Source organism: Pseudomonas kitaguniensis (genome assembly GCF_009296165.1).
GTDB classification, from domain to species: Bacteria; Pseudomonadota; Gammaproteobacteria; order Pseudomonadales; family Pseudomonadaceae; genus Aquipseudomonas; species Aquipseudomonas kitaguniensis.
This window is the reverse complement of sequence record NZ_VUAZ01000009.1, coordinates 47,759-60,135: the sequence shown is the minus strand read 5'-3', so window position 1 is coordinate 60,135 and position 12,377 is coordinate 47,759. Positions and strand designations below refer to the sequence as shown.

Annotated in this window: 10 protein-coding genes, 3 tRNA genes and 1 riboswitch; of the genes, 1 reads left to right on the top strand and 12 read right to left on the bottom strand. The window is 59.9% G+C overall.

Features of this window, described 5'->3' with window-relative positions; all coding sequences use genetic code 11:
* Positions 1-34 precede the first annotated feature (34 nt).
* The 7 genes from F0169_RS02290 to ltaE form a co-directional block, all read right to left on the bottom strand.
* Positions 35-111 (bottom strand) — tRNA-Arg (locus F0169_RS02290).
* Between the two features lie 72 nt (positions 112-183).
* Positions 184-260: transfer RNA gene (locus F0169_RS02285), tRNA-Arg, on the bottom strand.
* Positions 261-368: 108 nt separating this feature from the next.
* Positions 369-459: transfer RNA gene (locus F0169_RS02280), tRNA-Ser, on the bottom strand.
* 62 nt (positions 460-521) lie between these two features.
* On the bottom strand, positions 522-710 hold the full coding sequence (csrA, locus tag F0169_RS02275; protein WP_003175645.1) for a carbon storage regulator CsrA: 189 nt from the start codon (positions 708-710) through the stop codon (positions 522-524).
* Positions 711-884: 174 nt separating this feature from the next.
* Entirely contained in the window at positions 885-2,126 is a 1,242-nt protein-coding gene (locus F0169_RS02270) for an aspartate kinase (protein ID WP_058415837.1), read from the bottom strand.
* 97 nt (positions 2,127-2,223) lie between these two features.
* Positions 2,224-4,842, bottom strand: a complete 2,619-nt coding sequence (gene alaS, locus F0169_RS02265) for an alanine--tRNA ligase (protein ID WP_152745320.1) — start codon at positions 4,840-4,842, stop codon at positions 2,224-2,226.
* A gap of 146 nt (positions 4,843-4,988) precedes the next feature.
* A complete protein-coding gene (ltaE, locus tag F0169_RS02260) occupies positions 4,989-5,993 on the bottom strand; it encodes a low-specificity L-threonine aldolase (protein WP_122251878.1) in 1,005 nt (334 codons plus the stop codon).
* A 188-nt stretch (positions 5,994-6,181) separates the two neighbouring features.
* A riboswitch (FMN riboswitch) is annotated at positions 6,182-6,351 on the top strand.
* A 113-nt stretch (positions 6,352-6,464) separates the two neighbouring features.
* Between ltaE and F0169_RS02255 the strand changes: the two genes are divergently transcribed.
* Positions 6,465-6,974, top strand: coding sequence for a 6,7-dimethyl-8-ribityllumazine synthase (locus tag F0169_RS02255; protein WP_058415840.1), 510 nt, complete (start codon positions 6,465-6,467; stop codon positions 6,972-6,974).
* A 132-nt stretch (positions 6,975-7,106) separates the two neighbouring features.
* Here F0169_RS02255 and astE read toward each other — a convergent pair whose 3' ends face one another.
* The 5 genes from astE to astA form a co-directional block, all read right to left on the bottom strand.
* Positions 7,107-8,111, bottom strand: coding sequence for a succinylglutamate desuccinylase (gene astE, locus F0169_RS02250; protein WP_058415106.1), 1,005 nt, complete (start codon positions 8,109-8,111; stop codon positions 7,107-7,109).
* A gap of 11 nt (positions 8,112-8,122) precedes the next feature.
* Positions 8,123-8,413, bottom strand: coding sequence for a hypothetical protein (locus F0169_RS02245; protein ID WP_058415107.1), 291 nt, complete (start codon positions 8,411-8,413; stop codon positions 8,123-8,125).
* A gap of 37 nt (positions 8,414-8,450) precedes the next feature.
* Positions 8,451-9,797 (bottom strand): N-succinylarginine dihydrolase, encoded by a 1,347-nt coding sequence (gene astB, locus F0169_RS02240; protein ID WP_122251877.1) that lies wholly within the window; start codon positions 9,795-9,797, stop codon positions 8,451-8,453.
* A 78-nt stretch (positions 9,798-9,875) separates the two neighbouring features.
* Positions 9,876-11,345 carry a succinylglutamate-semialdehyde dehydrogenase gene (gene astD / locus F0169_RS02235; protein ID WP_172979303.1) on the bottom strand — a complete coding sequence of 490 codons (1,470 nt, stop codon included), beginning with the start codon at positions 11,343-11,345 and terminating at the stop codon, positions 9,876-9,878.
* Positions 11,342-12,367, bottom strand: coding sequence for an arginine N-succinyltransferase (gene astA, locus F0169_RS02230; RefSeq protein WP_058415110.1), 1,026 nt, complete (start codon positions 12,365-12,367; stop codon positions 11,342-11,344). The genes astD and astA overlap by 4 nt, the downstream gene beginning before the upstream one ends.
* Between the last annotated feature and the right edge of the window lie 10 nt (positions 12,368-12,377).

The following is a 12,377-nucleotide window of genomic DNA, read 5'->3' as shown; positions in this document are numbered from 1 at the left end:
AAAAAGCCCGCACTAGGCGGGCTTTTTGTTTGTATGGTGCACTCGACAGGATTCGAACCTGTGACCGCTCGGTTCGTAGCCGAGTACTCTATCCAGCTGAGCTACGAGTGCAGGTTGTGTTTTTAGACCAGATCACAACTGGCTGAAGCCGAACCACCTGCATTGCTGCACATGACTCTTAAATGGTGCACTCGACAGGATTCGAACCTGTGACCGCTCGGTTCGTAGCCGAGTACTCTATCCAGCTGAGCTACGAGTGCATTTGTTGCCGCGCATTATAGGCCGTTCAATCTCTATGTAAAGCTATTTTTTCGAGCAATTTCAACAACTTACCGAAAAAACCAGATTGCAACGTACTAAGCAAATAATGGCGGAGAACGGGGGATTCGAACCCCCGACACCCTTTTGAGGTGTACTCCCTTAGCAGGGGAGCGCCTTCGGCCACTCGGCCAGCTCTCCGCAACACGGGGCGTATATTAACCACGTTCATCCCCGTTTGCAAACATAAAAAACGATAAAAATTAAAGGCTTGGTTCTTCGTCCTTCTCTTTCTTGATCCGCAGGTAAATTTCTTCGCGGTGTACCGCTACCTCTTTCGGAGCGTTAACCCCGATACGTACTTGATTGCCTTTGACGCCGAGCACGGTCACGGTGATTTCGCCATCACCGATAATCAGGCTTTCTGCGCAACGACGAGTCAGAATCAGCATACCTTTCTCCTCACGCATTTCATTTCAGGAACAACAGTCTGCAAAAAAAAGGCGTTCGACCTACAGCCCAAAGGCCATAGCCCTAACGGCCTAAGTATTGTCGAGCGCAGGCAAAACGCCATGAGCTCTACAAAAAATCAAAGGCGCGGTAAACCGCGCCTCTCTGGCATCGCATCACTCGCCCTGTCGGGCCGGTGCATCCAGCTCAAAAGCGGTATGCAGCGCGCGTACAGCCAGCTCCAGGTACTTCTCTTCGATCACCACCGAAACCTTGATTTCGGAGGTTGAGATCATCTGGATGTTGATGCTTTCTTTCGCCAGGGCCTCGAACATGCGGCTGGCAACGCCGGCATGCGAACGCATGCCCACACCCACGATCGACACCTTGGCAATCTTGATGTCGCCGATCACTTCACGGGCGCCAATTCCGCTCGCCGTGTTCTGCAGGATTCGCTCCGCGGCATCGTACTCGTTACGGTGCACGGTGAAGGTGAAATCGGTGGTGTTGTCATGTGAAACGTTCTGCACGATCATGTCGACTTCAATGTTCGCGCCGCTGATAGGGCCGAGGATCTTGAAGGCCACGCCAGGAGTATCTGGCACGCCACGGATCGTCAGCTTGGCTTCATCGCGGTTAAAAGCGATGCCGGAAATGATCGGCTGTTCCATGGATTCCTCTTCATCAATAGTAATGAGGGTGCCCGGACCCTCTTTGAAGCTGTGCAATACGCGCAGCGGCACGTTGTATTTGCCGGCGAATTCCACCGCGCGAATCTGCAACACCTTGGAACCGAGGCTGGCCATTTCCAGCATCTCTTCAAAGGTGATCTTGTCCAGGCGCTGGGCCACGGACACCACACGCGGGTCGGTGGTGTACACACCGTCCACATCAGTATAGATCTGGCATTCATCGGCCTTGAGCGCCGCTGCCAGCGCTACGCCGGTGGTGTCCGAACCGCCACGCCCGAGGGTGGTGATGTTGCCCAGCTCGTCTACACCCTGAAAGCCCGCTACAACTACCACGCGCCCTGCTTTCAGATCTGTACGAATCTTCTGATCATCGATTTGCAGGATGCGCGCCTTGGTATGTGCGCTGTCTGTGAGGATGCGCACTTGGCTGCCCGTGTAGGAAACTGCCGGCACACCCCGCTTGTTCAGCGCCATGGCCAACAACGCGATAGTCACCTGCTCGCCGGTGGACACGATCACATCCAGCTCACGCGCCAGCGGCTGTTGATCACCGCTGATGGCCTTGGCCAGATCGATCAGGCGATTGGTCTCGCCGCTCATGGCCGACAGCACCACCACCAGGTCGTCGCCGGCATCGTGGAACTTCTTAACCTTGTCGGCGACCTGCTCGATTCTTTCGACAGAGCCGACCGAGGTGCCTCCAAATTTCTGTACGATCAAAGCCATTTCTAAGCCGCCTTAGCCCGTAAAGGGGCGCCTGATAAACAAATCTTGCAGCAACCGAAAACGCCCATGACTAGACCATGGGCGTATTAACAGCGCCTTAAATGCCGGCCTCGACAAACGGCACGGTCAGGGCCAGGGCAGCGTCCAGGGCACCGGCGTCTACACCACCGCCTTGCGCCATGTCAGGACGACCACCGCCCTTCCCGCCCACTGCCGCGGCAGCTTGCTTCATCAAATCACCAGCCTTGAGTTGGCCAGTCAGGTCCTTGGTTACACCGGCAACCAGCACGACCTTTTCCTCATGGACACCGCCGAGCAGGATCACTGCGCGGCCGAGCTTGTTCTTCAACTGATCGACCAAGGCCAACAGCGCCTTGCCGTCTTGCCCGTCCAGGCGCGCAACCAGCACTTTTACACCCTTGACGTCCAGCGCGGAAGCCGACAAATCGTCGCCCGCTGCACTGGCTGCCTTGGCCTGCAACTGCTCCAGTTGCTTCTCCAGCGCGCGGTTGCGCTCCAGCACGGCAGACAGTTTGTCGATCAGGTTGTCGCGGCTGCCCTTGACCAGGCCCGCCACTTCCTTGAGTTGTTCTTCGCCAGCATTCAGGTAGGCCAGCGCCGCAGCGCCAGTGATCGCCTCGATGCGTCGCACACCAGAGGCCACACCGCCTTCGCTGATGATTTTGAGCAGGCCGATGTCGCCGGTCCGGTTGGCGTGGATACCGCCACACAGCTCTACCGAAAAGCTGCCGCCCATGCTCAGTACGCGTACCTGGTCGCCGTATTTCTCGCCAAACAGCGCCATGGCGCCTCTTTTACGCGCGCTGTCGATGTCGGTTTCTTCCATCTCTACCGGGGAGTTCTTGCGAATCTCGGCGTTGACGATGTCTTCCAGTGCCTTCAACTGCTCAGGCTTGATCGCCTCGAAGTGGCTGAAGTCAAAGCGCAGGCGCTGACTGTCGACCAACGAACCTTTCTGCTGAACATGCTCGCCCAACACCTGGCGCAATGCGGCGTGCAGCAAGTGAGTGGCCGAGTGGTTCAAGGCAGTTGCATGCCGTACGTCGGCATCTACCTGAGTATCCACCGGCGCACCGACGGTCAAGTTACCCAGCACCAATACGCCGTGATGCAGGAATGCACCGCCGGTCTTGGTGGTGTCGCGCACTTCAAAACGGCCGGACGTCGAGCTGAGGAAACCACAGTCGCCAATTTGACCACCGGACTCGGCGTAGAACGGCGTCTGGTCCAGAACCACGACCGCCTCTTCGCCTTCGTTCAACACGTCGACCGACTTGCCGTCTTTGTAGATGGCAACGATTTTGGCCGAGCCAACCGTGGCCTTGTAGCCGATGAACTCGGTCGGCACGTCAACCTTGACCAGCGTGTTGTAGTCCAGGCCAAAAGAGCTGGCAGAGCGGGCACGCACGCGCTGGGCCTGCATCTCGCGCTCAAAACCGGCCTCATCAATGGTCAGCTCGCGCTCACGGGCGATGTCGGCAGTCAGGTCCATCGGGAAACCGTAGGTGTCGTAGAGTTTGAACACCACGTCGCCTGGCACCACAGTGCCTTTGAGATCAGCCAGGTCCTGTTCCAGAATTTTCAGGCCATGTTCCAGGGTCTTGGAAAACTGCTCTTCTTCGGCCTTGAGCACGCGCTCGATGTTGTCTTGCTGCTGCTTGAGTTCCGGGAAGGCGTCGCCCATCTCGGCCACCAGCGCGGCGACGATTTTGTAGAAGAAACTGCCGCTGGCGCCCAGCTTGTTACCGTGACGGCAGGCGCGACGGATAATACGGCGCAACACGTAACCACGGCCTTCGTTCGACGGCAGCACGCCATCGGCGATCAGGAAACCGCAGGAACGAATGTGGTCCGACACCACCTTGAGCGAAGACTGGCTTTCGTTGGCGCAGCCAATCGCCGCAGCCGAAGCGCTCAACAGGTTGGTGAACAGGTCGATTTCGTAGTTGGAGTGCACGTGCTGCATCACCGCACTGATCCGCTCCAGGCCCATGCCGGTGTCGACCGACGGCGCCGGCAGCGGATGCAACACGCCATCGGCGGTGCGGTTGAACTGCATGAACACGTTGTTCCAGATCTCGATGTAACGGTCGCCGTCTTCTTCCGGCGAGCCCGGCGGGCCGCCCCAGATGTCGGCGCCGTGATCGTAGAAAATCTCGGTGCACGGGCCGCACGGGCCGGTGTCGCCCATGGTCCAGAAGTTATCGGACGCGTACGGCGCGCCCTTGTTGTCGCCGATGCGGATCATGCGCTCAACCGGCACACCGACTTCTTTGGTCCAGATGTCATACGCTTCATCGTCGGTTGCGTAGACGGTGACCCACAGCTTGTCTTTAGGCAGCTTCAACACGCCGGTCAGGAAGGTCCAGGCAAACGTGATCGCATCTTTTTTGAAATAATCACCGAAGCTGAAGTTGCCCAGCATTTCGAAGAAGGTGTGGTGGCGAGCGGTGTAACCGACGTTTTCCAGGTCACTGTTCTTGCCGCCGGCGCGCACGCACTTCTGACTGCTGGTGGCGCGGGTGTACGCGCGTTTTTCTTGACCCAAAAAGCAGTCCTTGAACTGGTTCATGCCCGCGTTAGTGAACAGCAGGGTTGGGTCATTGCCTGGGATCAAGGAGCTGGAGGCGACACGGGTGTGACCTTGCTCTTCGAAGAAGCGAAGGAAGGCTTCACGGATTTCTGCGCTTTTCATTAGGTTCTTCCACGGAGTCTGCGGCCAAAGGCCAGTGCGCAACATCATCAGACGGAGCGACGGCAAAGGGCCGCATTATATCGGCCCTTTGCCGGTGGTACAGCGTGTTTATGTGATAGAAACGCTCAATTAGACAGCCTGCACGGTCATTGCCGCGAAAATTCGATGAATGTCTGCAGCACGCGCTCAATCTGCGCCCGGCTCACATCCAGATGCGTGACCATGCGCAGACGCGGCGCGGCGGTCAATTTGATCCCGCGCTCGGCGGCAAACGCCTTCAAGGCCTGCGCCTGATCACCCACCTGCACATACACCATATTGGTCTGTACCGGCTCAATCGTGTAACCGGCCTTGCGCAGTTCTTCGCCCAACCAGTGCGCGTTGGCATGGTCATCAGCCAGGCGCTGCACCTGGTGATCCAGCGCATACAGCCCCGCTGCGGCCAGGCTGCCAGCCTGACGCATCCCGCCACCGAGCATCTTGCGCAGGCGCCGCGCCTTGGCGATCAGCGCCGTGGCGCCGCACAATACCGAGCCCACTGGTGCGCCGAGGCCCTTGGACAGGCACACCGAGACCGAGTCGAAGTGCTGGGCAATTTCACGCGCATCCACCCCAAGCTTGACCGCCGCGTTGTAGATTCGCGCGCCGTCCAAGTGCAGCGCCAGGCCATGCTCACGCGTAAACGCGCGGGCTTTTGCCAGGTAGTCCAGCGGCAACACTTTGCCCTGCATAGTGTTTTCGAGCGCCAACAGGCGCGTGCGGGCAAAGTGAAAGTCGTCGGGCTTGATCGCCGCCAGCACGTGGTTCAGGTCGAGGCTGCCGTCCGGCTGCACCTCCAGCGGCTGTGGCTGGATCGAACCCAGCACCGCCGCGCCACCGCCTTCGTATTTATAGGTGTGGGCCTGCTGCCCGACGATGTATTCCTCGCCGCGCTCACAATGCGCCATCAATGCCAACAAGTTGCTCATGGTGCCCGTGGGCACGAACAACGCGGCCTGAAACCCCAGGCGCTTGGCCAGTTCAGCCTCTAAATGGTTGACGCTGGGGTCTTCGCCATACACGTCATCGCCGCTGACCGCGTTGGCCATGGCATCGAGCATACCGGGGGTGGGTTGGGTCACGGTGTCGCTGCGCAGGTCAATCACAGTCATGAAAGTCGCCTCTAGCAGATTAGGTTAGCCCTGCGTGAATAATGACTGCGGGCATCGCCATAGAATATAAAGACTCTTGATGATTAATCGAATACCAACCAAACAAACCGATATAGCTTATCGAAACGACGGTCGTGCAGTTTTTGAAAAACCATGTTAAAAACTCTCCGCCGCCAGGGTTCTGGTGGCAACGTTCTCAGGGCGGGGTGTAATTCCCCACCGGCGGTAATTGCACGCAATGTGCATAGCCCGCGAGCGCTTGGCGCCTCGAACCGCTCACGCCGTTCGGCGACAAGGTCAGCAGACCCGGTGTGATCCCGGGGCCGACGGTCATAGTCCGGATGAAGAGAGAACGGGATTGGCACCTAAGGGCCGCACGCTGACGTCATGTTTGCATGACCAGGCTGTGCATACCCTTAAATCCCATTCGATTCATAACGCCCTGTTTTTTTCTTAAACAGGAGTCAGAACATGCAACCTACCGCAATCGACAGCAAAAGCAAAAACCATCACGGCGAGCGTGTCGCGTTTATCCAGGCCTGCTGGCACAAGGATATTGTCGACCAATCGCGCAAAGGCTTCCTCGCCGAAATGATCGCTCAGGGCTACCAGGAATCGGACATCGATTTCTTTGAAGTCGGCGGCGCCTTTGAAATGCCCCTGCACGCCAAGCTGCTGGCCAAGACCGGCCGTTACGCCGGCATCGTTGCTGCAGCGCTGGTGGTGGACGGTGGCATCTACCGTCACGAATTCGTCGCCCAATCGGTGGTCAGCGGCCTGATGCAGGTACAGCTGGAAACCGAAGTGCCGGTGTTCTCGGTGTCACTGACCCCGCATCACTTCCACGCCGGCACCGAGCACCACACGTTCTTCTACGAGCACTTCGTGCACAAGGGCCAGGAAGCCGCGCGTACCTGCGCCGACACCCTGCACAAGATTCGCGCGATCCGCCGCAGCGAGCCGCGTGCCGTAGCGGTCTAAGCAACAGCACAAAACCAATGTGGGAGCGGGCTTGCTCGCGATGGCGGTTTGTCAGTTGAAAAATATCTACCTGACACACCGCAATCGCGAGCAAGCCCGCTCCCACAGTTGTATCCGCTGAGGCCTTGAGGTTTACGCTAGCCCGGCGTCGGTGGTGGGCACGATCAATATGCCCGCGCGCAGGCCATTCTTCACCTTCGGGTTGGGGAAGATAATACGTGCGCCCTCCTCCTCGATCACCCAGCGGGTTTTGGCCACGTCTTCGGCCAGCAAGTAGCCCTTCTCCAACTCCGAAAAGTTTTCCACATCCGCCGGCAGGTGCAGCAAGAACGCATCGCTGTGCTTGATCACTTCGCGTGACACCGCAAAAAGCTGCAGGCCATCGAGGCTGTCGGTCACAGGCTCCGTGCCTTCGATGATGTGCTTGAGGCGGGTTTCCAGGCGCGACACGTCCACGCCCTGGTTATGCCCGAACGGCCGCGCCTTGCCCAATTCCAGGGTGAAGGACTCGGCGTCGAGTTGCTCGTAGGTGAACGCGGTGAAGGTGATAGAAGGCTTGTTCTGCAGCAGCACCGCTTGCATGCCGGCGGCGCACAGGCGGGCGAGTTCGTGGCGCGAATGCTGGCGCCCGTCTTTCCACGGGTACAGCGCAAACTGCTCGATCTTCGAGCCGCGAATGGCCGTGTGCAGGTCGTAATGCAGGCGCGAGCGGTCGGGCACGCTGAAGAAGCTGCGCGCCAGTTGCTCAAGCTCGGCGGCGCGCATCGCTTCGGGGCCGATATTTTGTTCATGACGGCCGTTGAACAGCCGGTTGACGTCCAGTTCCAGGTAACGCTCACCGCGGCGCATGGCCTCGGGGTTGCCGAACAGGAACAGAATACGCGTGCGCGGTTTGAGCTCCCCACGCGCGATGCCATGCAGCAGGCGGTCGAGCAGTTCGATCGGCGCGGTTTCGTTGCCATGGATGCCACACGACAACAGCACGTCGCAGCCGTTGTCCTGTGCCAGCGGCGGGCGCACCTCAAGTGCGCCCTCGCTGAGCCAGCGCATCTGCACGCCGTCGACAGTCAGTTGAATTTTTTGCGCCGGTTCACGACCGGCGAGGGTCAGTTCAAGCAGTTTGCCGAGGGCGAGCATAAGCAGCTTCCTTAGTGGTTGCAGCCTGGGCCGTGGACGTGGTCGTCGTCATCACCTTCGACGTCGGCCGGTTCCATTTCCAGTTGCAGGCTCATCAAGTTAGTGGCCAATGGGCGCATCAGCAGGTTGGCGTACTCGGCGTCGCCTTCTTCTACGTCCACGCCGATCAACAGTTGGCCGCGGCCATCGTGCTGAATCCAGATTTCCTTGCCCTGCCAGACCACTGCGACGCGGGTGCAGGAGGTTTCCAGCTGGGTGCCGTCGGTGTCTTCAAGAATCAGTTTCAGGGTGTCGATGGTCATAAATAGTTCTCAGCCATGGGGTGTAAAAAAGGTGGCGTTAATTGATCTGGAAAGGATACACCGAGCCCAGTTTAAGGATTTGCGTCAGTTCATCCAATGCCGTCCGGCACTCAAGCAGCAATTGCGGGTCAGCCAGGTCGGTTTCACGCAGGCTGTCGCGGTAGTGCTTGTCGACCCATTGGGTCAGCGTGTCAAACAACGGCGCGGTCATGATAACGCCTGGGTTCACCGCCGCCAGTTCCGTTTCGTTCAAGGCCACGCGCAAACGCAGGCACGCCGGGCCGCCGCCGTTTTGCATGCTTTGCTTGAGGTCGAACACCTTCACTTCGCGGATCAGCCCACCGGCGGCGGTCAAGCCTTGCAGGTATTGCCAGACGCGTGCGTTGGCGCGGCACTCTTCCGGCACGATCAGCAGCATCGAGCCGTCGGCGCGCGTCAGCAACTGGCTATTGAACAGATACGAACGCACCGCGTCCTCGACGCTGACCAGCGCGCGCGGCACGCACACCGACTGGAAGTTAGCGCCCACTGCGCCCAACTTGCCCTGCAACTCGGCGAGCATCTGCTCGGTATTGAGGAACGCGTCCTCGTGATAGAACAGCACCTCGCCGTTGCCCACCGCGATCACGTCGTTGTGGAACACGCCAGCATCGATCACCGCCGGGTTCTGCTGGGCGTAGACCACGCCGGTGTCGGCAAGCCCGTGCAGGCGCGCAACGGCCTGCGACGCTTCAAGGGTCTGGCGCGCGGGGTACTTTTGCGGCGCCGGGTAACGGGTGTCAAAGGCACTGCGGCCGAACACGAAGAACTCGACGCCCGCCTCGCCATAGTCACGGCAGAAACGCGTGTGGTTGGCCGCGCCTTCATCGCCGAACTGAGCCACCGCCGGCAACGCGGCGTGGTGGGCGAAGTGTTTGCCGTCGGCAAACATCGCCCCCAGCACACGGCTGGTGGTCGGGTGTTCGATGCTGCGGTGGTATTTGCAATTGAGGTTGGCGGCGGTGAAATGCACGCGGCCATCCGCCGTATCGGCGCTGGGGCTGACGGTGGCGGCGTTGGCCACCCACATGCTCGACGCCGAGCAACTGGCGACCAGCAAGGGCATGGCGTGTTTGGCCGCTTGCTGGATGACCTGCGCGTCGCTGCCGCTGAAACCGAGGTTGCGCAAGGCGGCGACGTCAGGACGTTCCTGCGGCGCCAACACGCCTTGCACAAAACCCATGTCCATCAGGGCTTTCATTTTTTGCAGGCCTTGCAACGCCGCTTCCTTCGGGTTCGAGGACTGCTGGCTGTTGCTCTGGGACGCGACGTTGCCGTAGGACAAGCCACCGTAGTTATGGGTCGGCCCCACTAGACCGTCAAAATTGACTTCACAGGATTTCATCGGCGAGGCTCCACGAACATCTGTTTTTATAGGCATCTAGTGCAGATCTATAGCTGTAAATCCGATCAACTGTCACCTTCAGGCCAGCGTAATGCCGGGGGTCAGCGTGGCGGGGACCACCAGGCTCGGGGTCTCCAAAGACGCCACCGGGTACGCGCAATAATCGGCCGCGTAATACGCACTGGCGCGGTGGTTGCCCGAGGCGCCTACGCCACCGAACGGCGCGGTACTGGCGGCGCCGGTAAGCTGCTTGTTCCAGTTAACGATGCCGGCGCGGCTTTCCAACCAGAACTGCTGATAGCGCGCTTCGGAATCCGACAACAAGCCAGCGGCCAGGCCGTACTGGGTGTTGTTGGCCTCGGCAATCGCGGCGGCAAAATCGGCGTAGCGAACCACTTGCAGCAACGGGCCAAACAGCTCTTCGTCTTCGCGCTCGGTTACACCGGTCACGTCGATGATGCCCGGTGTCAGCAACGCGGCCTGAGCCTGCGGCTGGGTCATTTCGAGCAACGCCACGGCGCCATTCGCCAACATCATTTGCTGGGCGTCCATCAAGGCTTTCGCCGCGCCAAGGGAAATCACCGAGCCCATGAACGGTGGCGGTTGCTGGTCGAACGCACCGACTTCAATCGTCGCGCTGACCGCCACCAGGCGCGCCAGCAAGGCATCGCCCCACGCGCCTTGCGGCACCAGCAAACGCCGGGCACAGGTGCAACGCTGGCCGGCAGAAATAAACGCCGACTGAATAATGGTGTAAACCGCCGCATCCACATCAGCCACTTCATCGACCACCAACGGGTTATTGCCGCCCATTTCCAGGGCCAGGATCTTGTCCGGGCGCCCCGAAAACTGTTGGTGCAGGTGGTTGCCGGTGCGGCTCGAACCGGTGAAGAACAGGCCGTCGATGCCTGGGTTGGCCGCCAACGCGATACCGGTTTCGCGCCCGCCTTGCAGCAGGTTCAACACGCCCGCCGGCAAACCCGCTTCGACCCAGCACTGCACGGTCAGCTCGGCGACTTTAGGCGTCAACTCGCTCGGTTTGAACAGCACGGTGTTGCCCGCGAGCAACGCCGGGACGATATGCCCGTTGGGCAAATGGCCAGGGAAGTTATACGGGCCAAACACCGCCACCACGCCGTGGGGTTTATGACGCAACACGGCGGTGGCGTCGCCCAGCGGGCCGCTCTTTTCGCCGGTGCGTTCGCGGTAGCTTTGCACCGAGATCGCAATTTTGTTGGCCATGCTGGTGACTTCGGTGGCCGATTCCCACAGCGGCTTGCCGGTTTCTTCGCCGATGCAGCGGGCGATTTCATCGGCGCGGCTTTTCAGCGTAGCGGCGAAGGCTTCCAACACGCCGATGCGCTCTTCCAGCGGGCGCCGTGCCCACTCGGCAAAGGCCTGGCGTGCGGCCTGCACGGCGGACTCAACCTGTTCGGCGCTGGCGCCATTGCCGCTCCACAGCACGTGCTGGGTGACCGGGTTACGCGATTCAAACAGTTCGCCTTGGCCTGCCAGCCAGGCACCTGCGATATACAACGAATTCATTATTTCGACTCCCGAGCAGCAGACAACGGTACCGCACGCACTTGATCACCGACCACCAGTTGCAGGCGCTTGGCGGTCTGCGGATCGACCACCAACGTGCCTGCCGCCAGACGGGCCGGCGCGGCGGTGATGCGGCACTCTTCACGCTTGCGGTTATGGATCAGGAACGGCGTGGCGTCGTCCCCCGGTGTGCCGATCGCCAACACCAGCGATTGGCTGTCGCGCACGGCGCGAATTTTGGCGGTTTCACATTCCACCGCCGGGCCGGCGTCGAAGATGTCGACATAGCCCTGGTAGCTGAACCCTTCGCTCTTGAGCATGCTCAGCGCAGGCTCGGTGTCCGGGTGCACCTTGCCGATCACGTTGCGCGCGTCTTCGGAGAGGAAGCAGCTGTACAGCGGAAACTTCGGCATCAGCTCGGCAATAAACGCCTTGTTGCCCACGCCGGTGAGATAATCCGCCTGGCTGAATTCCATCTTGAAAAAGTGCCGACCGAGGCTCTCCCAAAATGGCGAACGCCCGGCGTCATTCGACACACCGCGCATCTCGGCAATGATCTTATTGCCGAACAACTGCGGGAACTCGGCGATAAACAACATGCGCGCCTTGGCCAGCATGCGGCCGTTGAGGCCGTTGCGGTAATCGGCGTGCAGGAACAACGAGCACAATTCGGAATTGCCGGTGAGGTCGTTGGCCAGAAACAGCGTCGGAATCTCGCGGTAAATGTTCAACTCCTGAGAGGCGCTGACCGTCAGGCCGACCCGGAAGTTGTACCAAGGCTCGCGCAGGCCGACGGCACCGGCGATGGCGGAAATACCCACCACGCGGCCTTCGTCGTTTTCGAGCACAAACAGGTAGTCGGCATCGCCACGCCCGGCATCGCCGCGAAAGGTTTTTTCGGCCCAGCCAACCCGATGGGTCAGGCGCTCTTCGTTGGCCGGCAAGGTGGTGAGGCCGGTGCCGGTGCTGCGCGCCAGATCAATCAGGGCCGGTAAATCGCTGCTGCGTACGGGACGAACGATCATGCTATCTCCT

Coding starts and splice junctions, on each gene's coding strand:
- alaS (WP_152745320.1), bottom strand. CDS start 4,842: ATGAAAAGCGCAGAAATCCGTGAAGCCTTCCTTCGCTTCTTCGAAGAG.
- ltaE (WP_122251878.1), bottom strand. CDS start 5,993: ATGACTGTGATTGACCTGCGCAGCGACACCGTGACCCAACCCACCCCC.
- F0169_RS02245 (WP_058415107.1), bottom strand. CDS start 8,413: ATGACCATCGACACCCTGAAACTGATTCTTGAAGACACCGACGGCACC.
- astA (WP_058415110.1), bottom strand. CDS start 12,367: ATGATCGTTCGTCCCGTACGCAGCAGCGATTTACCGGCCCTGATTGAT.
- F0169_RS02255 (WP_058415840.1), top strand. CDS start 6,465: ATGCAACCTACCGCAATCGACAGCAAAAGCAAAAACCATCACGGCGAG.
- astB (WP_122251877.1), bottom strand. CDS start 9,797: ATGAAATCCTGTGAAGTCAATTTTGACGGTCTAGTGGGGCCGACCCAT.
- astE (WP_058415106.1), bottom strand. CDS start 8,111: ATGCTCGCCCTCGGCAAACTGCTTGAACTGACCCTCGCCGGTCGTGAA.
- F0169_RS02270 (WP_058415837.1), bottom strand. CDS start 2,126: ATGGCTTTGATCGTACAGAAATTTGGAGGCACCTCGGTCGGCTCTGTC.
- csrA (WP_003175645.1), bottom strand. CDS start 710: ATGCTGATTCTGACTCGTCGTTGCGCAGAAAGCCTGATTATCGGTGAT.